Source organism: Desulfurobacterium atlanticum, assembly GCF_900188395.1.
Taxonomy (GTDB): Bacteria; Aquificota; Aquificia; order Desulfurobacteriales; family Desulfurobacteriaceae; genus Desulfurobacterium_A; species Desulfurobacterium_A atlanticum.
Genome location: NZ_FZOB01000018.1, coordinates 1 through 26,776, shown reverse-complemented (window position 1 = coordinate 26,776; position 26,776 = coordinate 1). Strand labels below are relative to the sequence as shown.

General features: G+C 36.2%; 27 protein-coding genes and 1 tRNA gene. 11 read left to right on the top strand and 17 right to left on the bottom strand.

Annotation, left to right across the window (positions count from 1 at the left end; translation table 11 throughout):
* Window positions 1-154: 154 nt before the first annotated feature.
* The 6 genes from CHB58_RS08820 to purC form a co-directional block, all read right to left on the bottom strand.
* On the bottom strand, window positions 155-763 hold the full coding sequence (locus CHB58_RS08820) for a hypothetical protein (protein ID WP_089323742.1): 609 nt from the start codon (window positions 761-763) through the stop codon (window positions 155-157).
* A 47-nt stretch (window positions 764-810) separates the two neighbouring features.
* Window positions 811-1,977: a DUF445 family protein gene (locus tag CHB58_RS08815; RefSeq protein ID WP_089323741.1), complete on the bottom strand. Its 1,167-nt coding sequence runs from the start codon at window positions 1,975-1,977 to the stop codon at window positions 811-813.
* Window positions 1,974-2,525 (bottom strand): RNA 2',3'-cyclic phosphodiesterase, encoded by a 552-nt coding sequence (gene thpR, locus CHB58_RS08810; RefSeq protein WP_089323740.1) that lies wholly within the window; start codon window positions 2,523-2,525, stop codon window positions 1,974-1,976. Before thpR ends, CHB58_RS08815 begins: the two co-directional genes overlap by 4 nt.
* Entirely contained in the window at window positions 2,522-3,616 is a 1,095-nt protein-coding gene (gene ribD, locus CHB58_RS08805) for a bifunctional diaminohydroxyphosphoribosylaminopyrimidine deaminase/5-amino-6-(5-phosphoribosylamino)uracil reductase RibD (RefSeq protein ID WP_245807378.1), read from the bottom strand. Before ribD ends, thpR begins: the two co-directional genes overlap by 4 nt.
* 86 nt (window positions 3,617-3,702) lie before the next feature.
* A complete protein-coding gene (gene trpS, locus CHB58_RS08800) occupies window positions 3,703-4,773 on the bottom strand; it encodes a tryptophan--tRNA ligase (protein WP_089323738.1) in 1,071 nt (356 codons plus the stop codon).
* Window positions 4,774-4,776: 3 nt separating this feature from the next.
* The gene (gene purC / locus CHB58_RS08795; RefSeq protein ID WP_089323737.1) at window positions 4,777-5,493 is read right to left on the bottom strand and encodes a phosphoribosylaminoimidazolesuccinocarboxamide synthase; all 717 of its coding nucleotides are present in this window, start codon (window positions 5,491-5,493) and stop codon (window positions 4,777-4,779) included.
* A 64-nt stretch (window positions 5,494-5,557) separates the two neighbouring features.
* Here purC and purF point away from each other — a divergent pair, with 64 nt between their 5' ends.
* Window positions 5,558-7,006 carry an amidophosphoribosyltransferase gene (gene purF / locus CHB58_RS08790; RefSeq protein ID WP_245807377.1) on the top strand — a complete coding sequence of 483 codons (1,449 nt, stop codon included), beginning with the start codon at window positions 5,558-5,560 and terminating at the stop codon, window positions 7,004-7,006.
* Between the two features lie 2 nt (window positions 7,007-7,008).
* Here purF and CHB58_RS08785 read toward each other — a convergent pair.
* Window positions 7,009-7,085, bottom strand: a tRNA-Arg gene (locus CHB58_RS08785).
* A gap of 45 nt (window positions 7,086-7,130) precedes the next feature.
* Here CHB58_RS08785 and CHB58_RS08780 point away from each other — a divergent pair.
* The 6 genes from CHB58_RS08780 to CHB58_RS09075 are packed head-to-tail and all read left to right on the top strand — an operon-like array spanning window position 7,131 to window position 14,789.
* Window positions 7,131-7,406: a hypothetical protein gene (locus CHB58_RS08780; protein ID WP_089323736.1), complete on the top strand. Its 276-nt coding sequence runs from the start codon at window positions 7,131-7,133 to the stop codon at window positions 7,404-7,406.
* Complete coding sequence (locus tag CHB58_RS08775; protein ID WP_089323735.1) at window positions 7,403-9,304, top strand: peptidoglycan D,D-transpeptidase FtsI family protein; 1,902 nt, start codon at window positions 7,403-7,405, stop codon at window positions 9,302-9,304. The genes CHB58_RS08780 and CHB58_RS08775 overlap by 4 nt, the downstream gene beginning before the upstream one ends.
* Before the next feature lie 20 nt (window positions 9,305-9,324).
* Window positions 9,325-11,301, top strand: a complete 1,977-nt coding sequence (gene thrS / locus CHB58_RS08770; RefSeq protein WP_089323734.1) for a threonine--tRNA ligase — start codon at window positions 9,325-9,327, stop codon at window positions 11,299-11,301.
* Entirely contained in the window at window positions 11,298-11,840 is a 543-nt protein-coding gene (infC, locus tag CHB58_RS08765) for a translation initiation factor IF-3 (protein ID WP_089323733.1), read from the top strand. Before thrS ends, infC begins: the two co-directional genes overlap by 4 nt.
* Window positions 11,841-11,887: 47 nt before the next feature.
* Entirely contained in the window at window positions 11,888-14,632 is a 2,745-nt protein-coding gene (locus tag CHB58_RS08760) for an AAA family ATPase (protein WP_089323732.1), read from the top strand.
* A complete protein-coding gene (locus CHB58_RS09075; protein WP_180706476.1) occupies window positions 14,625-14,789 on the top strand; it encodes a hypothetical protein in 165 nt (54 codons plus the stop codon). Before CHB58_RS08760 ends, CHB58_RS09075 begins: the two co-directional genes overlap by 8 nt.
* Window positions 14,790-14,806: 17 nt before the next feature.
* Here the strand turns inward: CHB58_RS09075 and eno are convergent, their stop codons facing one another.
* The 6 genes from eno to CHB58_RS08730 all read right to left on the bottom strand — a co-directional run bounded on the left by eno (window position 14,807) and on the right by CHB58_RS08730 (window position 19,409).
* Window positions 14,807-16,090, bottom strand: a complete 1,284-nt coding sequence (gene eno / locus CHB58_RS08755; RefSeq protein ID WP_089323731.1) for a phosphopyruvate hydratase — start codon at window positions 16,088-16,090, stop codon at window positions 14,807-14,809.
* Window positions 16,074-16,559, bottom strand: coding sequence for a tRNA (adenosine(37)-N6)-threonylcarbamoyltransferase complex ATPase subunit type 1 TsaE (gene tsaE, locus CHB58_RS08750; protein ID WP_089323730.1), 486 nt, complete (start codon window positions 16,557-16,559; stop codon window positions 16,074-16,076). Before tsaE ends, eno begins: the two co-directional genes overlap by 17 nt.
* Window positions 16,556-16,954 (bottom strand): ExbD/TolR family protein, encoded by a 399-nt coding sequence (locus CHB58_RS08745; protein ID WP_245807376.1) that lies wholly within the window; start codon window positions 16,952-16,954, stop codon window positions 16,556-16,558. Before CHB58_RS08745 ends, tsaE begins: the two co-directional genes overlap by 4 nt.
* Window positions 16,951-18,114 carry a succinyldiaminopimelate transaminase gene (gene dapC, locus CHB58_RS08740; RefSeq protein ID WP_089323728.1) on the bottom strand — a complete coding sequence of 388 codons (1,164 nt, stop codon included), beginning with the start codon at window positions 18,112-18,114 and terminating at the stop codon, window positions 16,951-16,953. Before dapC ends, CHB58_RS08745 begins: the two co-directional genes overlap by 4 nt.
* Window positions 18,115-18,332: 218 nt before the next feature.
* Window positions 18,333-18,938: a purine nucleoside phosphorylase YfiH/LACC1 family protein gene (locus CHB58_RS08735; protein ID WP_089323727.1), complete on the bottom strand. Its 606-nt coding sequence runs from the start codon at window positions 18,936-18,938 to the stop codon at window positions 18,333-18,335.
* Window positions 18,939-18,941: 3 nt separating this feature from the next.
* Entirely contained in the window at window positions 18,942-19,409 is a 468-nt protein-coding gene (locus CHB58_RS08730) for a hypothetical protein (RefSeq protein WP_219350113.1), read from the bottom strand.
* 115 nt (window positions 19,410-19,524) lie between these two features.
* Between CHB58_RS08730 and deoC the strand changes: the two genes are divergently transcribed.
* From deoC to CHB58_RS08710, 4 genes are read left to right on the top strand one after another with little or no spacing between them, the layout of a single operon-like run.
* Window positions 19,525-20,190 (top strand): deoxyribose-phosphate aldolase, encoded by a 666-nt coding sequence (gene deoC / locus CHB58_RS08725; RefSeq protein WP_089323725.1) that lies wholly within the window; start codon window positions 19,525-19,527, stop codon window positions 20,188-20,190.
* Window positions 20,156-21,010, top strand: coding sequence for a riboflavin biosynthesis protein RibF (gene ribF, locus CHB58_RS08720; protein WP_089323724.1), 855 nt, complete (start codon window positions 20,156-20,158; stop codon window positions 21,008-21,010). The genes deoC and ribF overlap by 35 nt, the downstream gene beginning before the upstream one ends.
* On the top strand, window positions 21,003-21,917 hold the full coding sequence (gene era, locus CHB58_RS08715; RefSeq protein WP_245807375.1) for a GTPase Era: 915 nt from the start codon (window positions 21,003-21,005) through the stop codon (window positions 21,915-21,917). Before ribF ends, era begins: the two co-directional genes overlap by 8 nt.
* Window positions 21,907-22,647, top strand: a complete 741-nt coding sequence (locus tag CHB58_RS08710; RefSeq protein ID WP_180706474.1) for a pseudouridine synthase — start codon at window positions 21,907-21,909, stop codon at window positions 22,645-22,647. The genes era and CHB58_RS08710 overlap by 11 nt, the downstream gene beginning before the upstream one ends.
* Here the strand turns inward: CHB58_RS08710 and CHB58_RS08705 are convergent.
* The 4 genes from CHB58_RS08705 to CHB58_RS08690 form a co-directional block, all read right to left on the bottom strand.
* Window positions 22,627-23,043: an EamA family transporter gene (locus CHB58_RS08705; protein WP_180706473.1), complete on the bottom strand. Its 417-nt coding sequence runs from the start codon at window positions 23,041-23,043 to the stop codon at window positions 22,627-22,629. The genes CHB58_RS08710 and CHB58_RS08705 overlap by 21 nt on opposite strands.
* Before the next feature lie 35 nt (window positions 23,044-23,078).
* A complete protein-coding gene (locus tag CHB58_RS08700; protein ID WP_089323721.1) occupies window positions 23,079-24,068 on the bottom strand; it encodes a sigma-70 family RNA polymerase sigma factor in 990 nt (329 codons plus the stop codon).
* Window positions 24,069-24,195: 127 nt separating this feature from the next.
* Window positions 24,196-25,635 carry a DegQ family serine endoprotease gene (locus tag CHB58_RS08695; protein ID WP_089323720.1) on the bottom strand — a complete coding sequence of 480 codons (1,440 nt, stop codon included), beginning with the start codon at window positions 25,633-25,635 and terminating at the stop codon, window positions 24,196-24,198.
* Window positions 25,636-25,685: 50 nt separating this feature from the next.
* The gene (locus CHB58_RS08690) at window positions 25,686-26,546 is read right to left on the bottom strand and encodes a C40 family peptidase (RefSeq protein ID WP_089323719.1); all 861 of its coding nucleotides are present in this window, start codon (window positions 26,544-26,546) and stop codon (window positions 25,686-25,688) included.
* Window positions 26,547-26,776 lie beyond the last annotated feature (230 nt).

Below are 26,776 nucleotides of genomic sequence, written 5' to 3'. Positions count from 1 at the left end.
GGTATGAATGGGAGAACGCCTTTTGAGGTTTTAAAGAGTAAGTGGGATTGTTTGTTTAATCTTAATGTTGCTTGTTTCCCTGTTGTGCTGCTTGAGGATGTTTTTGTGGTGGCTAATAGGCTGGGGGTATTGGAAAAGGGTGGGGAGAATGTGCTCACCCCCTACCTTTAGTTATCAAAAAATAAACCGTTAATATTAGGAAAATAACAAAAAGGAGAATAACATTTCTAATGGAATCAATAACAAAAGAAAGTTTTTCCTCCTTGATTTCAGAAATCTTTTGTGCTTTACCTGTCAAAACATCTGCTATATGCCAGGCATTTTCACTCTCTTTTACAAGTTTCTTTTTATCTTTCAGGTTTTGCAGAATTTTCCACTTTTTCTCCAATTCATAAAACGTATCCATAACCTTGACTTCTTTTTTAATATCAGAAAACTCTGGATTCTTAAGATAAAAATCTTTTATAAATTCCAAAGTACTATTAACAAAAAGCTCCACCTCTTTAAGTCTTGAGCAAAGTTCAGGTTCTTTGAAATCTTCACAGAACAGTTTAAGCTTTGAATATCTCTGGATAGACCCTCTAACCTGTCCCATCTTATTTACAATAAGCGTATCACCTTTGTAATATCTCTTTACAAGGAAAGAAATGTAAGTAAAGCCAGCAAGAACAATAAAAGAGAAACTAACAAGAAGCAATATCAATATTCCCGATTTCGAAATTCTTTTTAAGTGAAATTCAGGTTTTCTCAAAATAAAACTCATTTCTTCCCACAAATCTGATTTAAAGCAGGAGATATTTTAAAGGAAATTTACATAAAAAACAAAATATCCTGGAAAGCTCCTATTATAAAGCCCAAAACTCCACCTAAAAGTGTTATATATTTTAATTCTTCATCTATCAATTTAAGTATTATCCCTTCCACTTCCTCAATAGGAAGAGAATTTACCTTTTCAACAACAAGGTTTTCAATATCAATAGACTCCATTATTACAGGCAACTCTTTCTCTATAACAACCAGTAAATTTTCTGAGAGCGTTTTTACTATAAACTCACGATTTTTCTCAACCAGAACCCTTATCCACTCTACAAACACTCTATAAACTTTACGCTTTACAAAACTGCTTCTGCCAAGAGAAACATCAAAATTTTCATAAATAAAAGCTGTTATTTTTTTAACTGCCTCATCTTTTTCAACTCCTGCATTTTCAAGCAGCTCTTTAATTTCCCTATCATTTAAGCTCTCAAAGAATTTCCGCAGATGCTCCTTCAAACTCTTCTCAAAACTTCTACTTTCAAGAGTATCTCTTAAAACTTTTATAATTCTCTCAGCTACAGCTTCTGCTATTGCAAAAACAGGTTTTCTGAAAATAACCACATCTGGAATCCTGCCTGAACCCTCAAGAAAATTTAAAATCTTCCCCACAAGAAACTCTCTGAACTCTTCAGAGTCAATTCTGTCTTTACCAATATCAATAATTTTCTCCACAATAAAATCGGCAAATTTTCCTATCTGCTTTTTGGCATTTTCAGGAAGAATACTCCCAAGTGTTCTACCATCTTCTGTTAGATAATCTATAAGCTGACCTACCCATTTTTCCACATCAACAACACTGAACAGTTCAAACAACCTTTTATCAGATATTGAAACCACAAACTGTTCAACATAACCATCAAGAGAAAAAAGTATATCGGCTAACCCCCTATCCACAAGAGATTCTATACTTTTCTTTATCTTCTCTTCATTTAGCCTTTTCCTGAGCGTATCTTCAGTTAAAAGATTCTCTTTTACCACCTTAGCTATTGAAAAAGCAAGTTTTTCTCTCTTTGATGGAATAAGTCCCGGAGTAAAGGGTATTCTCTTCCCAAAAAAATAGTAGGGCTTTTTGGGACGAAAGAGCATCTTTATAGCCACATAGTTTGTAAAGTAACCGATTACACCACCTACAACGGGAGGAACAAGAAGTTCATAATTCATCTTAAATCCACCACCTTTAACGGTTTATATAAAGGCCCTTTTGATGTCAAAACGCTTTCTATTAAAGAAACTTGCTTCACTTCCATACTCAAAAATTTCTTTTCTCTCATTTTTGACAGAAAATAGGAAAATTTTGTTCTGTGACGAAGCTTCTTTATTCTCATCAAAGTAACATGAGGTTTAAAAACCCTCCTCTCTTTTTCAAAGCCAAAAGGTTCAAGAAGCTCATCCACCGCCGATTTTATATCGGTTAAATCACCTTCCACGCCAACCCATAAAACCCTTGCTGTTTTTACATCTGGAAAAACTCCTATACCTTTAAGTTCAACTTTTCTTTTCTCTATCAAAGAAATCTTCTCTTTAAATTCCCTTTCTATCTGTGGTATAAAAAGCACAGAAACATCACCAAGAAATCTGTAAGTAAAGTGAAGGTTATTCTCCTCAACCCATTTTCCTTCTATACCTAAAGAAATTATTTCCCTTTTGATAAAAGAAATCTCTTCTGATGGAAGAGATACCATCGTAGCAACAAAGAGTCTTTTTTTCATCTAAGAAACCTTTTTAAGTTTTCAGAATATCCTTTTACAAGAAAATCCTCTCCAACAGCCTCTACAGAAAATACAGAAACACTCTTCTCAAAAGAAAACCCTCTCAACATATCCACACCTTCTCCAAAAAGCTTAGGAGCATAGAAAAAATAAAATTTGTCCACCAAATCAACATCAATAAGAGCAGCAGATAAAATACTTCCACCTTCACACATAACACTATATATACCAAGCTCTTTACGAAGCTTTATAAGAGCTTCCTCAAGGTCAAGTACACCACCTCTATCATATACAGGAAGCAACGTAACTCCAAAATCCTTTAAAATACCGCTTTTATAGGAAAGAAGAGATTCTTGAGAGGTTATAACGATTAAATCCTGTGCTCGTTCCTTTACAAGCTTTGAGTGAACAGGAATCTTAAGTTTCCCATCAACAACTATAGCTTTTGGCTGTCTGTCAGAAGAAATATAACGAACATTCAGAAGGGGATCATCTTTCAAAACAGTGCTAATCCCTACCATAACTCCATGATGAAAACTTCTTAACCTGTGAACAAGTCTTCTTGCTTTCTCACCTGTTATCCACTTTGAACTTCCGTCTTTTCTTGCAATTTTTCCGTCAAGAGTTGAAGCAAGCTTTAAAGAGCAGAAAGCTCTATCTGTCTTTAAAATTGTGTAAAAATCATCTATAAGTTCAAAACACTCCTTTTCACAAACCGAAAAAGAAACCTTTATACCTGCTTCCTTTAATCTCTCTACTCCACCTGTTGCAACAGGGTTTGGGTCTCTTAATCCAACAATAACCCTTTCTATTCCGGCACTTATAATCTTTTCAGTGCATGGAGGAGTTTTTCCGTAATGGTTGCAAGGCTCCAGAGTAACATATAGAGTCGCCCCTTTTGCATCTTCTCCCGCTCTTTCAATAGCTACAGCTTCAGCATGCGGTCCTCCATACTTTTCGTGGAAACCAGAAGCCACAACTTTCCCATTCTTTACAACTACCGCTCCAACAGCAGGATTAGGAAGGGTCTTACCCTTTCCCTTATAAGCCTCTTCTATAGCAAGTTCCATAAAAAATCTATCGTCGTTCAACTTCCACTACCTCTGAGCAACAAACAGTATAAAAAGATAGATAAGCAACGAAGCAAGTCCAAGCCTTAAAAGAATTTTTCTTAAATTCATAAATCCTCCGGTTTTAGGAAATTCATACTATCTCTTACCATTTCCATCGTTTCAGCAGCTATTTTCTTTGCCTTCCTGCTACCTTCCTCAAATATCTCAATCATTTTCTTTCTATTTAAAAGATACTCTTGCCTTTTTTCTCTTATAGGAGAAAGAAACTCGTTCAAGTTTCCTGCAAGAATTTTTTTACACTGCACACAACCTATCTTTCCTTTCCTGCAACCTTCTTCTATCTCCTTAATCATCTCTCTGTCTGTAAAAATATTATGATATGCAAAAACAGGGCAAATTTCTGGATTTCCAGGATCGGTTTTTCTAACCCTTGCAGGGTCTGTAACCATTCCTCTGACTTTCTTTTCCACATCTTCTGCTGAATCGGAAAGATATATACAGTTACCGTAACTTTTGCTCATCTTTCTACCATCAAGACCGGGAAGCTTGGGAGCCTCTGAAAGAAAAGGTCTTGGCTCAGGGAAAATGTTTCCAAAAAAATTATTAAACCTGCGTGCTATCTCTCTTGTCAATTCAAGGTGTGGAATCTGGTCTATACCAACAGGAACAACATCAGCCCTGTAAATGATAATATCGGCAGCCTGAAGAACGGGATAACCTAAAAATCCGTAAGTAGCAAGCTCTCTATCTTTAAGATTTTCCATCATCTCCTTGTAGGTTGGATTCCTCTCAAGCCATCTTACAGGTACAATCATACCAAGTAACAGATAAAGTTCTGCATGCTCTTTAACCCATGATTGAACAAAAAGTGTAGATTTTTCAGGGTCTATACCAGCAGACAGCCAATCAGCCATCATCTCAACAGTATTTTCAGAAAGATTAGATAAATCATTATATGATGTTGTAATTGCATGCCAGTCGGCAATAAAAAAGAAACTTTCTGCTCTATCTTGAAGGTTAATCCACGCTTTTAACGCCCCAAAATAGTTACCAAGATGAAGCTTTCCGGTAGGCCTCATTCCAGATAAAACTCTCTTTATATTTTCCGGTTCCTTATACTTCTCAAGAGCAATCTTCATCTCCTTATCAACATTACTGATAAGCTTTTTCTCCATACTTTACTCCCCGTACCTTTCCATTATTCTTCTATAAATCTCTTTATAGCTTTCAACAACCTTTCCCATATCCCTTCTAAACCTATCTTTATCAAGAACTTCACCGGTAGATTTATCCCACAACCTGCAGCTATCAGGCGTTATCTCATCTGCAAGGATAATCTCTCCGTTATACCTTCCAAATTCAAGCTTAAAATCAACAAGAGTAATATCTACATTGTTGAAAAAGTTTTTAAGAAGTTCATTAATTTTAAGTGCTTCCTTTATCATAAATGCAAGCTCTTCCCTGCTTGCCCAGCCAAAAAGATAAACATGATTGGGACAAACCATAGGATCATGAAGCTCATCAGATTTATAAAAAAGCTCTGTTAAGGGTTCCTTTAAGACGGTTCCCTCTTTTACACCGTAACGTCTTGAGAAACTTCCAGCTGCTATATTCCTTACCACAACCTCAACAGGAATAATTTCACATCTTTTAACCAGCATCTCTCTCGGAGATAAAAGCTCAACAAAGTGAGTTTTTATGCCGTTTTTCTCAAGAAACTCAAAAATTTTAGTTGATATTGCACAATTAATAACCCCTTTATCTTCCAGTTTCTCCTTCTTAGCACCGTCAAAAGCGGTAGTGTCATCCTTGAAATACTGAACAAGCAGATTTTCACTATCCGTTGTATAAAGGGCTTTTGCTTTACCTTCATAAAGCAACTCTCTCTTTTCCATCTCCAATTCTCCTTTACAAAACTTTTAAAACTCAAAAGAAATTATATCTTAAAAGGGGAAAAGAATGTTATATAATTACCTACTGAAATTCAGAATTTCAGGAGAGGCTTTCTATATGAAAGAAATTAAAGAGTACTGTGGAGTTTTCGGAATATACAACAGTGAACATGCTGCCTATTACACCTACCTTGGGCTTTACGCTCTTCAGCACAGGGGACAGGAAAGTGCAGGAATTGCAGTATTTAACGGAAAAAACATAGATTACCATAAAGGCTTTGGGCTTGTTTCAGGTGTGTTTTCAACAGAAGCCCTTGATTCTCTTCAAGGAAACATAGCAATAGGACACAACAGATATTCAACATCAGGAGCTTCAGATTCAATAGATAATGTTCAACCCATAGTTGTATCTTCTAAAATAGGGAACATTGCAATATCTCATAACGGAAATATCGTCAATGCTCTTAAATTCCGTAAAAAGCTTGAAGATGAAGGTTCCATATTCAGAGGAACTTCAGATTCTGAGGTTATTGTTCATCTCATTGTAAAATCCAAAAAGGGAACTGTTGAAGAAAAAATTATAGATGCTGTAACAAAACTTGAAGGCGCTTTTTCCCTGCTGATTTTAAACAATAATAAACTGATAGCTTTAAGAGATCCCTGGGGATTCAGACCCCTTGTTATGGGTGAACTTGAAGACTCCATTATCTTTGCATCTGAAACATGCGCCCTTGACCTGCTTGGGGCAAAATATGTAAGAGATGTAGAACCTGGTGAAATGGTAATAGTTGATGAAACCGGCATTAAATCCCTTTATCCTTTTAAAAATAGAAACTGTAGAAAATCGCAGTGTATATTTGAGTTTGTTTATTTCTCCCGTCCAGACAGCCACATTTTTGGAAAAAGTGTTTATAGCATAAGAAAAGAGTTTGGAAAAACTCTTGCAAGAGAAAATCCAGTAGAAGCTGACGTTGTTATTGCAGTACCAGATTCAGGACTTGTTCCTGCAATAGGTTATTCAGAAGAAAGTGGAATTCCATTTCAGCTTGGATTTATCAGAAACCATTATGTTGGGAGAACGTTCATAAAACCAACCCAAAAGACAAGAGATATAAGTGTGAAAGTAAAACTTAACCCTGTTCCAGATGTTTTGAAAGGGAAAAGAGTAATCGTTATAGATGATTCTATAGTCAGAGGAACAACAAGCAGAAAAATAGTAAGAATGCTAAAAGAAGCTGGTGCAACAGAAGTTCATATGAGAATAAGCTCTCCACCAACTAAATGGCCCTGTTATTTTGGGATAGATACGCCAACAAAAGACCAGCTAATCGCATCAAACCACTCCATAGAAGAGATAGCAGAATATATTGAAGCAGATTCTCTTGCTTATCTTTCTCTTGAAGGGATGCTTAAAGCAGCCGGCGGGAAAGAGTGCGGATACTGTACGGCGTGCTTTGATGGAGATTACCCTATAAGCATACCTAAAGAGATAATAGAACAGGCTAAAAAGGAGTAAGATGGTGCGCCTGGCGGGAGTCGAACCCGCGACGCCAGGATCCGGAGTCCTGGGCTCTATCCAGCTGAGCTACAGGCGCTTATTTCAAGATGAAAAATATATGTAAAGAAAACAAAGGTGCAACGTGAAAAGTGTAAAAGCTAAATATTTCACTATCCCTTTTATCCTTCTATCACCTGTTATCTTTACCTTTATGGTTTTCAAACTGATAAATCTTCGCTCTGCCTGTGTAACAGAAAAAAGGAAAATAGCAAAAACGATAAATGAAATACAAAAACTAAAATCTGAATATAACGATTTGCAGATTAAATACTACTCAACAGTTAAGCCGGAAACTGTTGACAATATGACAAAAAGAATGAAAATTCTTAAAGAGAACGAGGTTTACTACATAGAATGAGAAAGTTATACCATTTCCTTAAAAATCTGCTCCTAAACATCTATACATTCCTCAAGCCTTTTGAAGATGACAGGTTAAACGCTTTTCTTTTTATCTCAACAGGCATGGTTATAATTTTCATAATAAAACTTCTTTCCCTTTCCTATTTTGACAAGGAAAAGTATCTCTCCTTTCTGGCAAGGCAGTACACAGGAAAACTTACCCTTAAGTCTGAAAGGGGAGAAATTTTTGACAGAAATGGAATACCTCTTGCAGTAAGTAAAAAAGAGTGTTCTTTTTACATTAGACCTACTTTTATACATGACAAAAAAACCTTTATCAAAATTTTTCAGAAAGAATTTGGCAACATAATCTCCACAACAGAGTTAAAAAAAGCACTTTCATCAAACAGAAAATTCACGTGGTTGAAAAAAGGGGTTGATGGAAAATTAAGAGATTACAGAAAAAGGGCGGAAAAAATAAATAAGCAGTACATTAAGCTTACAGAAGAAAATCCAAAGCTTAAAGACCTTATCGGAATAATGCCAGAGTATGATAGAAAACATCCTTACGGCGTTGGAGCAACTGTTGTCGGTGTTCTAAATGCTGAAGGTAAAGGAATAAGTGGCCTTGAGCTTTACCTTGAAAGAAAAAAGATAATTTTGGGAGACAAAACCATAATATCAGGAGAAAAAGATGCCAGGGGAAATCTTTATATAACAAACCCTGATGCTCTTTTCACATCCTATAAAAAAGGTAACAATGTAATTCTTACAATTGATGCAAATATCCAGTACATAGTTGAAAAAACTATAGAAAAATATGGGAAAAAGTGGAATCCTCGGTTTATAAATGTTGTATTAATGAATCCTCACACAGGAGACATTATAGCAGCAGCTTCCTGGCCGTTTTACAAATATGGAGAGAAACGGGATAAGAAGTTTATATCAAAAATAAACCCAAGATATATTAACGCTCCGTATGAGCCAGGTTCTGTTATCAAACCGATAGTTCTTGCAGCAGCAATAAATGAAGGGCTTATCACACCAATGACACCTATAAAAGCTCCGGCAAATTACAGAATAGATGACAAAGTGTTCCACAACGAATTCAGAGGAGAAAATGTTACACTTGCAGCATGGGAAATAATAAAATACTCAGATAACGTCGGTATAATAAAAGTTGCCCAAATGCTTGGCAAAGAAAGATATTACCGTTATCTTAAAGCGTTCGGATTTGGAGAAAAAACTGGAATTGAAATATCCGGGGAATCTATATATCCCCTTCGTAATTACAAAAAGTGGAGAAATGTAGAATTTGCAACACTTGCTTTTGGACACAACATAATGGTAAATACTCTTCAACTTGCAAACGCCTACTGTGCACTTGTAAACGGTGGATACCTTATGAAACCTCGTATAATAAGTAAAATTATCAACGACAAAGGAGAAACGATAAAAGAGTTTCCCGCTGTGAGAGTAAGGCAGGTAATCAAACCTTATGTTTCAAATGAGATGAGAAGAATCCTTGCCACCGTAGTGGAAGGGGGAACCGGAACAGCAACAAAGCTTGAGAACTTTTACATAGGCGGAAAAACAGGAACAGCAATAAAATATGACCCAAAAATAAGGAAATATAACAGGCACAAAATTACAGCCACATTTGTAGGTGCTTTTCCTCTAACAAATCCCGATTTTGTGATGGCAGTAACTGTTGATGAACCTAAAGTCCCCAAAAATATGCTATGGGCAAGTAAAATAGCTGTTCCTATATTTAGAGAACTTGCAGAAAGAATTCTTCTCTACGAAAGAGAAAAGCCTGATAAGTACAAATATTACTTTAACGGTGATAAAATGGAAAGAAAACCTATAAACGAAAATTTCCCTTACAAAAAAGGTTATCGTAAAATAAACCAGTAATTTTTAACCGGGAGTGAGTGATGATAAAGATAGAACTACCTGACGGAAAAGTTATAGAAATTACAGAAGGCACAACTGTAAAGGAAATTGCCGCTTCAATATCCAGAAGCCTTGAGAAAAATGCTGTAGGTGCAATTTTTAACGGAGAGATAATAGATACATTAACTCCTATAAGTAAGGATGGAAAACTAAAAATTCTCACATCTAAGGACCCAGAATCCCTCCATATTCTAAGGCACAGTGCCGCTCACATTCTTGCAAAAGCGGTTAAAAGGATATTTGGAGATGAAAATGTAAAACTTGCAATAGGACCATCAACAGAGGAAGGTTTTTACTACGATTTTGACCTTACTGAACCAATTTCTGAAGAGGACCTTGAGAAAATAGAAGCTGAAATGAATAAAATCATAAAGGAGAAAGAGCCGTTTAAAAGAGAAGTGGTTTCAAGGGAAAAAGCTCTGTCTCTATTTAAAAACGACCCTTACAAAACAGAACTTATAAAAGAACTACCTGATGATGAAGAGATAACAATCTACTGGCTCGGAGATGATTTCTATGATTTATGTAAAGGACCTCACGTTGAAAATGCCGGTGCTGTTAAAGCGGTAAAACTCCTATCTGTAGCCGGTGCTTACTGGAGGGGCGATTCAAAAAATAAAATGCTCCAAAGGATTTACGGAACTGCTTTCTGGAAAAAAAGCCATCTTGAAGAATACCTTACAAGACTTGAAGAGGCAAAGAAGAGAGACCACAGAATCTTAGGAAAACAGCTTGACCTTTTCTCGATTCACGATGAAGCAGGACCGGGACTTGTGTTCTGGCATCCAAACGGAGCCATTTTAAGGCAGACAATAGAACAGTGGACCGAAGAGGAACACAGAAAGAGAGGATATCAGAGAATATACACACCTCAACTTATGAAAGCCGACCTATGGAAAACATCAGGGCATTACAATTTTTACAAAGAAAACATGTTTTTTGTTCCTGTAGTTGAACATGATGAAGAGGAACGGCTCGGAAACGAAGAAATTCCTTTAACTCCTAAAGAGATAGAAAGAGCTACATGGTATGCAGTTAAACCGATGAACTGCCCTGGACATATTCTTGTATATAAATCACAACCCCGCTCCTACAGAGACCTGCCGATAAGATATTTTGAGTTTGGAACAGTACACCGATACGAAAAAAGCGGTTCTCTCCATGGACTACTAAGAGTAAGAGGATTTACTCAGGATGATGGGCACATATTCTGCCGGCCTGACCAGCTAAAAGAAGAGATTCAGCACGTTCTTGACTATGTAATGGAGCTTCTCTCCACATTTAATCTTGATTACGTAATAAATATAGGAACAAAACCGGAAAAGTATATAGGCACCGATGAACAATGGGAACACGCAACAAACAGCCTGATAGATGCTTTGAAAGAACGAGAATTTAATTACAACATAGTTGAAGGAGATGGAGCATTCTATGGTCCAAAAATTGATATTGCAGTGCTTGACGCTATAGGAAGAAAATGGGATGGCCCTACAATACAGGTGGATTTTAACCTTCCTGAAAGGTTTGATATCCATTATGTTGATAAAGATGGAGAGAAAAAAAGACCTGTTCTTGTCCACAGAGCAATAATGGGTAGTATAGAAAGATTTATAGGTCTTCTTATAGAACACTATGCAGGTCTCTTTCCATTATGGCTTGCACCAACACAAGTTGTTATAATCCCGGTAAGCGATAAATATCTTGATTATGCAGACAAAATTTATAAAATCTTAAAAGAGCAGAAAATCAGGGTTAAACTTGACGACGAAAGTGGAAAAGTAGGCTATAAAATACGGAAAGCGGAAACTCAGAAAATACCTTATATGGTTATTGTTGGACAGAAAGAAGCAGAAAGCGGAACGGTTTCTGTAAGAAGCAAAAAAGAAGGAGATATTGGCACATTAAAACTTGATGAGTTTATAAACAAACTTAAATCTGAAATAGAAAACAAAATTTGAAGGAGGGAGTCATAAGTAAGAAAGTAGAAAAAACAAGGGTTAATGAAGCTATAAGGGCAAAAGAGGTTCTTGTCATCGGACCTGACGGAGAGAAGCTTGGTGCTATGCCAACTTTAAAAGCTCTTCAGCTTGCTAAAGAGCACGGACTTGACCTTGTAGAAGTTGCCCCAAACGCAAACCCACCTGTCTGCAGAATTATGGACTACGGAAAGTACAAGTATCAGCAGCAGAAAAAGGCCCAGGAAGCAAAAAAGAAACAGAAAGTTATTGAAGTGAAAGAGATTAAGCTAAGACCAAGAACCGACGAACACGACATAAATGTAAGGATAAAACAGGCAAGGCGTTTCCTTGAAAAAGGAAACAAAGTAAAAGTCGTTATTATGTTTAGAGGAAGGGAACAGGCACATCTTGAACTTGGCTATGCCCAGCTTGATAAAATATACAAAGCTGTTGAAGATATAGGTGAGATAGAAAGGAAGCCCAAGAAAGAAGGCAGAGATATGTTTATGATTCTTGCCCCTAAAAGAGATAAAAAGTAATCTTTAGATAGGGTGGCAAAAAGCCACCCTAAATTTCTGGAGAAAAGATGCTCAGATTAAGAAACCTTTCCCTAAAAAACTTCCTTTCTCACACAGATACAACGATAAACTTTTCAGACACATCCTACGTAATAATAGGTGAAAATGCGTCCGGGAAAACAAGTATTTTAAGGGGAATATTTTTCTCCCTATTTGGGGAAGACATTGTCTTTGGAAAGAAAAATCTTATTAACCTTATAAACAGAAACAGCACTTCTGCCACTCTCTCAATAGACTTTGTAATGAACAACCATATCTATACAATAGAGAGAAAATTAACACCTAAAGGCTCTCAGCAGGTGGAAATCAGAAAAAACGGTAAACTGGTAGCAAAAGGAGTAAAAGTATCTGAAGAGTACTTAAGAGAAAGTGTCGGATTAAATCCTGAAACTTTTAGAAATACCATCTACGTTCCGCAGGGAGAGCTTGTAACTTTCCTTGAAGGCACACCGAAAGCAAGAAGAGAAATTCTAAACCGATTATTTGGTCTGGAAGAGATAAAAGAAAAAAACGAGGTTATAAAGACTTTCCTGAACAGAATAAAAGCAGAACTTAAGAAATATGAGTATCACATCGAACAGCTGGAAAAGTTGAAGGAAAAGAAGGAAAACCTAAAAAATGAGATAGTCCATTTAAAGAAAACTATAAAAGAGGAAGTAGAAAAAATAGAAAACCTTGAAAAGCTTTTAAAAGAGCAACAGCTCCTGTTTCAGGAATTTGAAAAAAAGAAAATTAAAGTTAAATCTCTAAACAGAGAAAAAGCGTTGCTGATTTCTCAAATAGAAAGACTTGAAAAAAATTTAAAAACGAAAGAAAAGGAGCTAAAAAGCATTGAAATACTTAAAAAAGAGCTTCCAGAAATAAAAGAGAAACTAAGTTTACTTCCAGCACTTAAAAAGATAGATGAAAAAGTTCAGGTGTTAAAAACAGAAAATCAAAAGTTGCAGAATATTTCCATTGAGATAGAAAATTACAGAAAAACAGAGAGAAAAATAGAAAAACTATCAGAAGAGATAAAAAACAGGGAAAAACTTTTAAAAGAAAAACTCAGTAGCTATCAGAAAATAACAGGAGAGGAAGAGAACAGCACTAAAAAACTTGAAGAGAAAATTAAAATTTTAGAAGAGAAAAAAGAGAAATACAGCAATCTAAAGCAGAAATTGTTGCTTCACACTAAAAGAGCAGAAATCCTAAAAGAAAAACTGAAAAAACTCAGCTGCTCGGATATAACTTCTCTTGAAAAAGAGAAAAATGAAACGGAAGAACTAATTCAGCAATTAAGAGATTCAGGACTTTCTCTAAAGGAAAAACTGAAAGAGCATAAAGAAAGAATAGAAAAACTACAAAACTCAAATAAACCCGTCTGTCCAATATGTGAAACCCCCCTATCACCTGAACGAAAGGAAGAGTTACTCAAAGAATCTGAAAATTTCATAAAAGAAAACAAAAGGAAACTGGTTGAGATAAAGGAAAAGATTGAAAAAGCAAAAGAGAGACTTAAAATGATTGATGAAAAGATAAAGGAAAGCCTGACCATTTCTGAAAAGATAAAATCTCTTGAAGAAGATTTAAAGTCAGAAGAAAAAAGTGTTGAAGAACTTAGAACCGAAATAGAGAAAATCGGCTTTTCCGAAAATGAATATCTTGATATCAAAAATAGATATGAAAAACTGAAAACAGAAAAGACAACTCTTGAAACAGAAATATCAAAGGAAAAGGAGTATTTAAAACAACTTAAAGAGGAGATTGAACGAGAGAAAGAAAATTTAAAAAAAGCAGATATCAGGCTACTTTTAAAAAGGAAAGAGGAAATTGAGAAAGTAATTTCCACAATTCACAGTGAAATTAAAAGAACAAAAGACACCTACTCAATAAATATCTCAACTGCAACAGAGCTTAAAAGTGAGATAAACAACCTTGAAGCACTTGAAAAAACTGCTACAAAGATGGAAACAGAGATAAAAAGGGAAGATAAAATAAAAAAAGAAATAAAAGAACTTAACGAAGAACTTAAAAATACGCTTGCAAAGTTAAGATTTACTGAAAAAGAGATAGAAAAGGTAGGTTACAACAGCAAACACCACGAAACTGTAAAAAACAGCTTAGCAGAAATTGAATCAAGAACAGAAAAACTGAAAAGTGAACACAACCGCAAAAAAGGAGCAGTAATCCAGAAAGAGAAACAACTAAAAGAGATAGAAGAAGAGATAAAACATATAGAAAAAACTGTTGAAAAAATAAAAGCTCTAAAAAGCACTCATGACATCATTAAAGAAATCGCAGACGGTTTTAATCCTGCCACAGGCTTTATAGTAAAACTAAGAGAACAATTGCTCCCTGAAATTTCAAAAATATGTAAAACTCTATTTGAAGAGTTTAATTTTGAGTTTAATGAAATAGGTATAGAAGAAGATTTAACTGTTAAATTTGGAACAGCAAACAGAGGCAGTATAACCCTTGACCAGCTTTCAGGAGGCCAGAAAGTCGCCTTTGCCCTTGCTCTTCGCTTTGCCCTGGCACGAAAATTCATGTCAGCCTTTGAGTTGCTTATTCTTGATGAACCTACAATCCACCTTGATGAAGAAAGAAAAAGGGAACTTGCTAATATCTTAATGGAACTTAAAGGAAAAATACCTCAGATGATAATAGTAACTCACGACCCTGAACTTGAAGTAGCAGGTGATAAAATTATTAAAGTTGAAAAAACTGCAACAGGTTCAAAAATAACTTTTACAGAAGGTGAATATGCGTAAAACTGTAAAACTAAAGAAGACACTTCAAATTTTCTCGGTAATACTTCTTGCAAGGGACCTTCTTGTTTTTTACAAAAAGAACAGAAAAACCATTCACATGCTAATAAACCATGGACAGAAACTGATTCAGAAGAAAAAAAGAAAGGCAGGGAGATAACCCTGCCACAACTTCAGTTAAAGATTGTAAAAAACATCCATTCCTTTAAACACTGCATTGCCATTTAAAATATCTTCTATTCTTAAAAGCTGATTATACTTTGCATTTCTTTCACTTCTTGCAGGCGCTCCAGTTTTTATCTGACCGGCATTCACAGCAACAGCAAGATCAGCAATAAAAGAATCTTCTGTCTCACCTGAACGATGAGAAATAACGGTTGTGTAATTGGCTCTTTTAGCCATCTCAATGGCATCAAGCGTTTCAGTAACGGTTCCAATCTGGTTGAGCTTTATAAGAATAGAGTTGGCAAATCCGTCCTTTATACCAAGAGAGAGAAGCTCTGTATTTGTAACAAAAACATCATCTCCTACAAGCTGAACACGATTACCAAGAGATGCAGTTAAAAGTTTCCAGCCTTCATAATCATCCTCAGCCATACCATCCTCAATGCTTATAATAGGATACTTTTCAACAAGTTCCTTGTAAAAGTCTATTAAACCTTCCCTGTCAAAAGTTTTTCCCTCACCTTCAAGCTCATAAACACCATTACCTTTATAAAATTCAGAAGAAGCAGCATCAAGGGCAAGCATAACATCTTCACCTGGAGTATATCCGGCATCTTCAATAGCTTTCATTATCACCTGTATGGCTTCCTCATTTGAAGAAAGATTTGGAGCAAAACCACCTTCATCACCAACATTCGTAGAATGTCCCATACCTTTTAAAACCTTTTTAAGGGTGTGGTATATTTCAACACCCATTCTCAAAGCTTCAGAGAAACTTTCTCCTCCAACCGGCATTATCATAAATTCCTGAATATCCACGTTGTTATCTGCATGGGCACCACCGTTTAAAATATTCATCATCGGAACAGGAAGCTCTTTAGCATTAACACCGCCTATGTATCTAAATAGCGGTAAATCAAGCTCCACAGCAGAAGCCCTACACACAGCCATAGAAACACCAAGAATGGCATTTGCCCCGAAACGGCTCTTATTTTCAGTTCCGTCAAGCTCTATCATCAATCTGTCTATGTTTGTCTGATCTGTTGACTCAAGACCTATAAGAGCAGGTGCTATCTCTTCATTAACATTTTTAACAGCCTTTAAAACACCTTTTCCAAGATATCTTTTCGGATCCTTATCCCTAAGCTCAAGCGCTTCCTTCTCACCGGTAGAAGCACCACTTGGAACAGCAGCTATTCCAGTTGCACCAGACTCAAGTAAAACCTCAACCTCAACAGTAGGATTTCCCCTTGAATCAAGAATCTCTCTCGCCTTTACATCAACTATCCTTGACATCAACGCCTCCACTTAAAAGATTTTTCTTTATACTTTTTACCAAATTTTCATCTCCTTCCAATTCAAAAACTCTTCCATCACCCTTATAAAAGCATCTTACTTTAATTACAGGGAAAGGAAAATCTTCAAAAATCTCTCCAATCTTTTGAGGCCACTCAATAACCTTTATCCGATTATTCTCGTAGAGATAATCTTCCAATCCTACACCAAAAATATCCTCTTCATCCTCTAATCTGTACAAGTCTATATGAATAACATCCCCATACTCCTGAATTATCGTAAAAGAAGGACTTGAAACTTCTTCCCTATCTAAACCTCTTCCAGCCACAATTCCTCTTGTAAAACATGTCTTACCGCAGCCAATATCTCCTTCAAGGAGAACAACGCTACCTGGAGGCAAAACCTGTCCTATCAGCACTCCTATCTTTTCAGTTTCTTCTGATGAAGAGGAGTAAAATCTTATTTTCATTTTCCTGTCCTTTCTCCTACAAGAGAAATAGCTGTTATCCCGCCTTTTCGCAAACCATCTATTACCTGAAAGACATACATATAAGGTGTTTCTCTGTCAGCTCTAACATAAACACGGGCATTTCTATCAAGAAGAGGTAATACTCTGGAAATATCGGTATAGGTCTTCCCTTTAAAAAATATTTTTCCCCATTTATCTATAAGAATTTTGTTAACATTTCTGCTCTCTCTATAATTTATAGGAGCACCACCTTTAGGCACCCTTATCTTAATTTCACCACCTGACATAAACTCAGTGCTTACAGCGAGAAAAATCACAAGCATTAAGGTAAGGTCAAGAATCGGAGAAAGTATAATCTGAACAATAGGCTTCCTGCGGGAACTTCTTAAATTCAACTTCTTCTCCTCGCAATTTCTCTGTTCGCTTCTCTCCATACACTAACAGCCTCTTCACACTCATCAACAGAAGGAACAAGAGCAATTCTAAAAAATCCTTCACCACCAGAACCAAAAAACTCTCCCGGTGACACAACTATACCGTATTTTAGCAGATGAAACGCATAATCCTTTGAAGTTAAACCAAAAGGCACCTTCACCCAAAAGTAAAACGAAGCCTTCACATCAAGAAACTCAAACCCTTCCTCTTTAAAAAACTTTTCAAATATCTCTTTCTTCTTTCTGAAAATAAGACGTCTCTCCTCCACATGACTTTCATCTTTCCATGCTTCTCTTGCTCCTACCTGAATAAAGTCAGGAGAACCAACTCCGAAAGAGGAGCGAAAACGTAAATACTCCTGAATAATCCTGCTATCCCCTGCGACAAAACCACTTCTATAACCTGTCATTCCGCTTCTCTTTGAAAGAGAATGAAAAACAACCACATTTTCCTTCCCCACCTGCAAAGCAGAGGGCGGTTTTTCTTCAAAATATATTTCAGTGTAACATTCATCAGAGCACATTATTATGTCATACTCTCTACATATCTGGTACATATCTTCAAAGTATGAAAGTGGAGCCGTTGCACCTGTGGGATTGTGAGGATAGTTAAGCCATACAATTTTCGTCTCTTTTAAAATCTCTTCAGGCATTTTATCAAGACGAAGAAGAAACCCTTCCTCATATTTTAAAGTATAAGAAGTAGGAATACCCTGGGCGAAAAGAGTTCCCCTTTCATACACAGGATAAGCAGGAGTTCCAAAAATCACCCTTTTCTTATCCGAATCAGCATCTATAAAAACAAGAGGAAAGTGAAATATCGCCTCCTTTGAACCTGCTGACGGAATTATCTCCTTTTCACTGTCAAGCTCAACATCAAATCTCCTTTTAAACCAGGAAGATATAGCTTCCCTTAAATCTTTTCTACCCTTTACAGTAGGATACTGTGACACTTCAGGAATTGCGGTTTTCACAGCTTCCCTTATAAAAGGTGCTGTCGGCTCTTTAGGATCTCCTGTTCCAAAATCGTAAATTTTTTTCCCGTCTTTCTTTAAAAGCTCTTTAGCTTTTACAAGTTCATCCATTGGATACGGTTTCATATTTCTTAAAACAGAATTCATACCTACCTCTAACAGAACAGTTTAACGGTAAAATTGTAAGGAAGAAAAAAGAATAATACAACCTTAAATTGAGAGTGTTTGAAAATTCTCATTTGTTTCTAAAAGGTATTGAGATTCTTCGGCTGCAAAGCAGCCTCAGAATGACGAAGAAAGTCATCCTGAGGGTAAAGCCCGAAGGATCTCTTAAAGTTCATAGCCATTTTTCAAACGGCCTCACCTTAAATTAACCTTATAGCCGAAAGAATACGTTTATCTGTCACCTCTTTCCTGTAAGAGTAAAACCTGTCATTATTGCAAACTGTGCAGAAATTTAAATCTTCAACAACCTTAACTCCTGCAGAACGAATCTGAATCATATTTGCCTCTTTTAAATCAAGGAGAAATTTTTCATCCGATTTTCTGGTAAAAATTTTACTTTGCACGGTTCGGGGGAAAAGTTTAAAAACATCATAACCAACCTCATAACAATTCCTGCATATACCAGGTCCTACAACCACTTTCTCTACTTCGGAAAATGTCTGAATATATTTGATGGTTTTAAACGTTATACCCTTAAGTGTTCCACGCCACCCAGCATGAACAGCAGCCACCATCCTTTCTGCAATAATGAAAATAGAATAACAATCTGCCGTCAAAACTCCCACCCACAAGTTTTTTGAGTCTGTAACTATTGCATCCCCTTTTTTTCCTTCTTGATACCTTCTACCGGCAAATACAACTATGGAACTATGAATCTGAACAGGCTTAACAACTTCCATTCCATCTATAGAAACAATCTCTCTGCCATCTATCGGTTTTTGAGAAATATAAATATCATAGCCCACAACTTACCTCTTCTTTCTTACCTTAAGAAAGACTTCTCCATTTTTTACAGGTATCTCAAATGTCTCCTCGGGAAAATAACGGTAAATCCTGAAACCTTTATCTATCTGGTGCAACTCAACAATCTCATCAGGAAGTTTAAACTTTATTTTTCCGTTATCCGTCTTAAAAACCACAAAACTCCCACCGTCAAAAAAGTTAAGGGAAACCCTATTACTGTAAGTTTCATTATCGCAAGTTAACACAAAATAAAGCTGAACATTAAAAACATTGTCACCAAGATACTCTATATCAAACCTTCCAAGAGAAAAGGTCTTAATATCTTCTGTACCGTTGACATTTTTAACAGAAAACTTCCCGTAAGAGGACCACAAAATATCAAAAGAAAGCGGGAGTTTTAAAAGAGCAATTTCTGTAGAAAAATAATCAAGAAGCTGCTTTTTTGAAATATCAGAGGTTCCCGAATATGCCAATCCACCGAAAAAGGAAAAAGTTAACACTAATAACACAGTTTTCAGAAATTTCCGCAACTAAACTTCCCCAAAAAGATTAAAATAGATTTTAGCAAAAAACCGCAGGAGAAAAATGATGAAACCTGAAGAGATACTATCAAAGATTGACCACTCAATTTTAAAACCAACATCAACAGAATATGAGGTTATAAAAGGGTGTGAAGCTGTTAAATCTTACGGATTTGCAACTCTTTGCATATTTCCAAAACACATAAAAACTGCTGTCTCTTTCCTGCCTTCTGAAAAAATCGCAACTGTTATAGCTTTTCCATTAAACTCTGTAACGTTCAGCTCAATTCTTTTTGAAATAGAACAGAGCATAACGGAAGGAGCAAAAGAACTGGACATAGTTCTTAACATCTCCGCAGTTAAAGAAAGAAACTGGGAGAAAGTTGAGGAAGAGCTAAAAGAGATAAGAAAGATTACAGACGGATTTATAATTAAACTTATTTTAGAATGCTGCTATTTAATAGACGAAGAGAAAAAAATTGCAGGGAAAATTGCCGTTGAAAACGGATGGGACTACCTTAAAACATCCACCGGTTATGGAAAATACGGAGCTACCGAAGAAGATGTAAAACTTTTAAAGGAGATAGCTAAAGGAAAAGCAAAAGTGAAAGCATCAGGTGGTATTAGAACATTTAAAGACGCTTTAAAATTTATAAATCTTGGAGCAGATAGAATAGGCACAAGTTCAGGAGAGAAGATTGCAAGAGAAATCCTGCACAATAGGAAAATTTGAAAGTTTCCACAAAGGACATCAAAAACTGATACAGGAAGTAAAAAAGTTTAAAAATCCCGAAATCCTATCCATTCTATTTCCTGAAAGCGGTGATAACCCCTCTCTTTTTACCCTTGAAGAAAGAAAAACCATCGCAACAAGATTTAAAATCAAACTTAGCCTTGTTCCTTTTAATAAGATAAAAAATCTATCTGCTCAAGAATTTTTCCAGTTTTTAAAAAAGAACGGATATACCACCATTGTGGTCGGTAGCGACTGGAGATTTGGAAAGGGAAGAGAAGGAGACGTAGAGAAGGCAAAAAAACTTGGAGAGATATATAAAATCAAAGTAGTAGAGGTTAAACCACTAAAACACAACGGAAGAAAAATCAGCACTTCATGGATAAAAGAGCTTTTAAACAGAGGAGATATAGAAAAAGCCAATTTTCTTTTAGGTTTTCCTTTTTTTACCACAGGGAACAAAGTAAAAGGAAAGGGACTTGGAAAAAAGTTGGGATTCCCAACAATAAACATAAAACCTGCTAAAAAACTACTTCTCCCTTACGGTGTTTACAAAGTTTATGCTAAAGCTAACGGTAAAAAGCTCCTCGGAGCAGCAAACTTTGGAGTAAGGCCCACAGTTGATGGAAAAGAGGAACTTCTTGAAGTCCACATATTAAACAGAAATTTCAAGGATTTGAAATATGAAAAACCGGAAATTGAGTTTCTAAAGTTTATCAGAAAAGAGAAAAAGTTTAACTCTATTGAAGAGCTTCAAAAACAGATTAAATTAGATGTGAAAACAATTTTACTGAATGAAAACGGAGGAAGTTTTGAGTGAAAGCAGTTTTAAATCCGGATACGTAGCCATACTTGGAAGGCCAAACGTTGGTAAATCTACCCTTCTAAATAGTCTGCTTGGAACCAAAGTTGCAATAGTAACAGACAGACCCCAGACAACAAGGCACAGAATCGTCGGAGTAAAGCATCTTAAAAACGGACAGATAGTTTTTCTTGACACTCCAGGGATTCATAAAGAAAAATTTGAACTTAACAGATACATGAATGAAGTTGCATTCAGCGTTATTCCAGATGCAGATGTTATTCTTTTTCTGATTGACGCAAGAGCAGGACTTACTCCTGCGGATAGGAAAATCCTTGAAAAAATAGGTAAAGAGAAAAGAAAAGAAACAAAAGTTTTCGTGGTAATAAATAAAATAGATGGTGTACCTAAAGAGGAACTACTTCCTTTAATAGAGGAAATTCATAAAGAATTTCCTTTCGTAGATGAGATTATTCCTATATCAGCAGCAAAAGGTTCAAATCTTGATAGATTGCTTGACCTTATTGTTGAAAACCTACCAGAAGGTCCAAAATATTACGAAGATAACATGATAACCGATATGCCGATTGAACAGTATGTGGCAGAAATAATAAGAGAAAAAGTCATGCTTCTAACATCTCAAGAAATTCCCCATGCAGTTACGGTAAATGTTGTAAGCATTGAACCGGGAGACAGAAATCCTGATATGCTGGTTATAGACGCAGACATAATAGTTGAAAGGCCATCACAGAAGGCGATTATAATCGGGAAAAATGGACAAAAATTGAAAAAGATAGGAACGCTTGCAAGACAGGAACTTGAACAGATACTGGGAAAGAAAGTTTATTTAAGGTTATGGGTAAAAGTGAAAGAAGACTGGAGAAACAGAGTAGATTACCTAAGAAGGTTAGGTTATGGCTTCTAAATTGCGACTTGATAAGCTTCTTTCAGAATCGGGATTTGGAACAAGAAAAGAAGTAAAATATCTAATAAAAAAAGGAACTGTTACAGTAAACGGGGAACAAATTAAAGATCCTGGATTTAAAGTTGATCCGGAAAAGGAAAAGATAGAAGTTAACGGTGAACCTGTAATCCATATAAAAGATATCTACCTTATACTGCACAAGCCGGCAGGATACATAACATCAACAAAAGATAAAGAAGCAACTGTAATGGAGCTTATAAGCGATGTTCCCCGCTTTGAAAAACTCTTTCCTGTAGGCAGGCTTGACAAAGATACAGAAGGATTATTGTTTATAACAAACGACGGAGAGCTTGCTCACAGGCTTACCCACCCAAAATGGAAAGTTCCCAAGCGATACTATGTTGTAATTGAAGGGAAATTATCCGAAAACAGCAAAAACTTACTTGAAAAAGGAGTAAAACTCGGAGACTTTATTAGTAAACCGGCAAAGGTAAAAGTTATAAAAGTACATGAAAACACTTCAGAGATTGAAATAGAAATAACCGAAGGGAAGTACCATCAGATAAAAAGAATGTTAAAAAAAGTCGGCAACCCAGTAATCTATCTTAAAAGAATATCCTTCGGAACACTTAAATTAGGCAAACTTCCAAAAGGAGAGTATAGATTTTTAAATGATGAAGAAGTCAAAAAGCTAAAAAAAGCAGTTGGATTACTCCCCGCCAGCAATTAATACAATTGAAACTAAAGCAAAGATAATACCTACTACTTGCTTTAATGAAAGATTTTCTTTAAGAAGTAAAACGGCAAGAAAAATAGTAATCATCGGATAAAGTGCTGTTATTGTAATAACAACCGAAAGTTTTCCAGTTTTAACAGCATAAAGGAAGAATAGAGAACCTAAAGTACCAGCCACACCTCCCAAAAATGAAAAAAGAATCCCTTTAAAATTAAATTCCATCTCAAATTCTGGCAGAAAAAATAAGAGAATAACAACTGATAAACAACCTAATGTTTGATAAACAAGTATACTTTCAGGCGAAATATAGTTTGACGCAACCTTCGGGAAAAAACCCCACAATCCCCAGAATAAAAGAGCAAGAATGGAGAAAAACAACCACTTATCCATCATTTGTTCCAGAAACTGACAGGGAAATTTCCCCGTCAGTTTAAAAATACATTCAATTTTCTTTTTAAAGCGTACTCTTTCATCTTCTTCTTGGCTCTTGTCTCAAGCTGCCTAACCCTTTCTCTTGAAATACCAAGTTTTTCTCCTATCTCTCTCAAGGTTTTAGGATCGTTTCCGTCAAGACCAAAACGCATTATTATTATCCGCTTCTCCTGAGGAGTTAACTGCTCAAGCATCTCTTCTATACTGTGGCGAAGTTCTTCCTGAACAACTTTCTCTTCTACCTCTGCTGTTCCTTCTCCTTTAAGAAAATCTTTAAAAGTTGTATCTTCTTCGTCTCCAACCGGCGTATCAAGAGAAAGAGGTACCTGACAGACACTTAACAACCTTTCAATATCTTTTGCATCCATACCGAGATATTCAGCAAGCTCTTCTGTTTTAGGTTCCCTTCCAAGCTTTTTAAGAAGCTCACCATACGACCTTGTAATTTTATTAACAAGGACAGCCTGCTTAACAGGTATTTTAACAGCGCCAGTCTGCTGAGCAAGAGCCTGCATAATTGATTGTCTAATCCACCAAACAGCGTAGGAAATAAACTTCACACCCTTATCAGGGTCAAATCGTCTTGCAGCTTCAATAAGTCCAAGAATACCTTCAGCAATTAAATCGTGTAAAGGTAAACCGCAACCTAAATACTTTTTAGCCACACTAACCACAAACCTTAGGTTTGATTCAACGAGCTTTTTTAAAGCTTCCTGGTCTCCCTCTTTAGCCCTTCTGGCATACTCAAGCTCTTCCTCCCGTGAAAGAAGAGGAATCTTTGATATTGCCTTCAAAAAAGCATCAAGGGAATCTTTATCCGGAACAAAAGACTCTATAAGAGAAGGATCTATTTCCGAATTTAAAATAACCGAATCATCTATAGAAGCTATCCCTTCGTCCGCTGAATCAAGCCCGCTCTCCAATCCCCCTATATCATTAATAAGAAACTCATCTTCATTAAAAGTGAAATCTTTTTCTGTCATGGCTAACTCTCCTAACAAGAGGTTAAAAGTGTGAAAGGGAATTTTATCCAAATTCTCCCTATTTTGCCAGTAACTCCCCCAATATAAAAGTGCAGGGGAGAATATCCCCTACACACCGATTTTAAAATTACTCTTCAACCTTTAAAACAACAAAGAATGAAAATCCGTTCCTGTAAACTTTTAGAAGAACCCCTTTATCTTTTGCTTTCTCTACAAGCTTGGCAAATTCATCAACATCTTTAACAGGTTTCAGATTTTGAGGCTCTGTTCCAGCACTTATTATAATATCCCCCACTTTAAGTCCTGCATCGTCAGCAGGTGTTCCTGGCTTAACATCAGTTACCACAAGCCCTGAAATTCCTTTCGGTACTCCAAATTTTTCTTTCAATTCAGGTGTAAGCTTTTGAACTGAAAGTCCAAGAGTTGAAAGAGCACTTGCAACCATTTCCTGCTGAGGCATCTGTCCTATCTTAACTGTAAGCACTTTTCTTTTACCATCCCTTATAATCTCTATCTTTACTTTTTCACCAGGTTTCGTATTTATAACCTTCAGTTGTAAATCAGAAACCCCTTTAACAGGTTTACCATTATAAGAAACTATTATATCTCCACTCCTCAATCCTCCTTTATCTGCAGGACTTCCCTTCATCACTTTTGTAACCATAACTCCACGCTTTATTCCAAATTTGGAAGCTACATCAGGAGAAACATTTTCAATGTAAACCCCAAGCCATCCTCTGATAACCTTTCCATATTTCAAAAGGTCGTTCATGACTTTCTTTGCAATATTTATGGGAACAGCAAAACCAAGACCCTGGGCATTTCTGACAATAGCAGTGTTTATGCCGATAACCCTGCCGTAAATATCACACAGCGGTCCTCCACTGTTACCTGGATTTATAGCTGCATCTGTCTGAATAAAGTTCTCAATAGGGTTAAGCCCTAGACCATGCCTTCCCTTGGCAGAGATTATTCCATGAGTTACAGACCCGTCAAGCCTGTAAGGATTACCTATAGCTATTACAAATTCTCCTATCTTAATCTTATCAGAATCTCCAAGCCTTACTACTGGAACTTTCTTATTTCCAACCTTTATCTTTATAAGTGCAACATCTGTTTTAGGGTCCTTTCCAACCACTTTAGCAGTATAAATATCACCGTTATAAAGTTTCACTTTTATTTTTTTAGCTTTATCTACAACGTGATTGTTTGTCAAAATGTAAGCCCATCCGTCCTTAACTTTTACAATAAATCCTGAACCAAGAGACTTCTTCTCAAACTCTTGAGGAACATCAGGAAACTGTGGCATAGGAAATCCAAATTCCCTGAAGAAATCTTTAAACTCAGGCGGTATTGCAGGATGCTGAAACTTCACCGTTGTCACAGAAGTGATATCAACAACAGCAGGTCTTACCTCTTCAGCCACAGCTTCTATTACTTTTTGAAGAGAAAGTACTACTTTATAATCATCAGGAGAAACATTTACTTTTGCATTTCCACTTACAGCGAAAGAAAATGACGCTAATACTGTCAAAACTGATACTTTTAAGAGCTGTCTTGTGTTCATCGCTTACCTCCTTTCTCTTTGTTATTTGTTGTTTTTATTCTAAAAGAAATTTATCGTTGCAATTTCGCTACAACCTCTCTAATCTTTTTCTCTGTTAAAACTCTTTTAGCTCCTATATATCTTCGTCTAAAATATCTACTGTCTAACGAAGATATAGAAAGACCATGGTACATGGAAGAAAAATGAACAAACTTACCATCACCTATATAAATGCCAACATGAGAAGGAAAACGGGCGTAAGTTCTAAAAAACACAAGGTCTCCTACCTTCAAATCTTCTTTAGAAACAGGAACTCCCACATTAAACTGCCCCCGGGCAGTCCTGGGAAGTTTTATACCAAGCTTCCTGTAAACTCTCATTGTAAATGAGGAACAATCAAGACCTCTCCCAGGAGCATTATAACCAAAAACATATGGCGTATTTTTATACTCTTTAAATATATTAGCTAAAATCTTCAAAAGAGAACTCTTATATTCGGGGAGATTAAGTATAGAAAGACTCCAATTATCATAAGGGACCCCTAAAGGAGTGGAAATTGCATCAGATAAAAAAGAAGATTCCGATTCTACGATGCTACTAAGAATAGAAACATCTTTTGAGCTAAGTTCCTGAAGTGTATTAAGCGCATCATTTTTATCGCTTTCTATAAGCTGAGCTTTCTCTTCTAACAAATTTATAGTAGCAACACTTCTTTTTGGTTTAGCAAACCTGCTTCTTCCAGGTACTATAAGCCTCTGTCCCGGTCTTAATATATTCCCTCTTAATCCATTAAGTCTTCTTATGGTTTTTACAGTAGTATGAAATTTTTTAGCAATTTTATATAGAGAATCTCCCTTTTTAACAACATAAAGATCCGCTCTTGCCGTTGCGGGAACAACCATCAGTGCAAAAACAATTAACCATCTTTTCATCAATAATCCTCCCGCATATGGGAAAACAATACCATAAAACAAAGAAAATGTAAAGGCATTTTAAGCCTTTACCCCTGCATAGGTATACACATACTCCCCACCCACACCAAAGGAAAAAGGCTGCCCACCTGGTAGTTAAAATATTAAGAGCACTAAACATTCAAATTTTCAGAAAACCAAAACCACTACCAGGAGGACAACCATGCAGCTAAATATAAACCTATACCACG

What these genes read in the sequence shown, in the direction of transcription:
- CHB58_RS08820 (WP_089323742.1), bottom strand. Translation starts at nt 763, where the DNA reads ATGAGTTTTATTTTGAGAAAACCTGAATTTCACTTAAAAAGAATTTCG.
- CHB58_RS08815 (WP_089323741.1), bottom strand. Translation starts at nt 1,977, where the DNA reads ATGAATTATGAACTTCTTGTTCCTCCCGTTGTAGGTGGTGTAATCGGT.
- thpR (WP_089323740.1), bottom strand. Translation starts at nt 2,525, where the DNA reads ATGAAAAAAAGACTCTTTGTTGCTACGATGGTATCTCTTCCATCAGAA.
- trpS (WP_089323738.1), bottom strand. Translation starts at nt 4,773, where the DNA reads ATGGAGAAAAAGCTTATCAGTAATGTTGATAAGGAGATGAAGATTGCT.
- purC (WP_089323737.1), bottom strand. Translation starts at nt 5,493, where the DNA reads ATGGAAAAGAGAGAGTTGCTTTATGAAGGTAAAGCAAAAGCCCTTTAT.
- purF (WP_245807377.1), top strand. Translation starts at nt 5,558, where the DNA reads ATGTTATATAATTACCTACTGAAATTCAGAATTTCAGGAGAGGCTTTC.
- CHB58_RS08775 (WP_089323735.1), top strand. Translation starts at nt 7,403, where the DNA reads ATGAGAAAGTTATACCATTTCCTTAAAAATCTGCTCCTAAACATCTAT.
- thrS (WP_089323734.1), top strand. Translation starts at nt 9,325, where the DNA reads ATGATAAAGATAGAACTACCTGACGGAAAAGTTATAGAAATTACAGAA.
- CHB58_RS08760 (WP_089323732.1), top strand. Translation starts at nt 11,888, where the DNA reads ATGCTCAGATTAAGAAACCTTTCCCTAAAAAACTTCCTTTCTCACACA.
- CHB58_RS09075 (WP_180706476.1), top strand. Translation starts at nt 14,625, where the DNA reads ATGCGTAAAACTGTAAAACTAAAGAAGACACTTCAAATTTTCTCGGTA.
- eno (WP_089323731.1), bottom strand. Translation starts at nt 16,090, where the DNA reads ATGTCAAGGATAGTTGATGTAAAGGCGAGAGAGATTCTTGATTCAAGG.
- tsaE (WP_089323730.1), bottom strand. Translation starts at nt 16,559, where the DNA reads ATGAAAATAAGATTTTACTCCTCTTCATCAGAAGAAACTGAAAAGATA.
- dapC (WP_089323728.1), bottom strand. Translation starts at nt 18,114, where the DNA reads ATGAATTCTGTTTTAAGAAATATGAAACCGTATCCAATGGATGAACTT.
- deoC (WP_089323725.1), top strand. Translation starts at nt 19,525, where the DNA reads ATGAAACCTGAAGAGATACTATCAAAGATTGACCACTCAATTTTAAAA.
- CHB58_RS08710 (WP_180706474.1), top strand. Translation starts at nt 21,907, where the DNA reads ATGGCTTCTAAATTGCGACTTGATAAGCTTCTTTCAGAATCGGGATTT.
- CHB58_RS08705 (WP_180706473.1), bottom strand. Translation starts at nt 23,043, where the DNA reads ATGGATAAGTGGTTGTTTTTCTCCATTCTTGCTCTTTTATTCTGGGGA.
- CHB58_RS08700 (WP_089323721.1), bottom strand. Translation starts at nt 24,068, where the DNA reads ATGACAGAAAAAGATTTCACTTTTAATGAAGATGAGTTTCTTATTAAT.
- CHB58_RS08695 (WP_089323720.1), bottom strand. Translation starts at nt 25,635, where the DNA reads ATGAACACAAGACAGCTCTTAAAAGTATCAGTTTTGACAGTATTAGCG.
- CHB58_RS08690 (WP_089323719.1), bottom strand. Translation starts at nt 26,546, where the DNA reads ATGAAAAGATGGTTAATTGTTTTTGCACTGATGGTTGTTCCCGCAACG.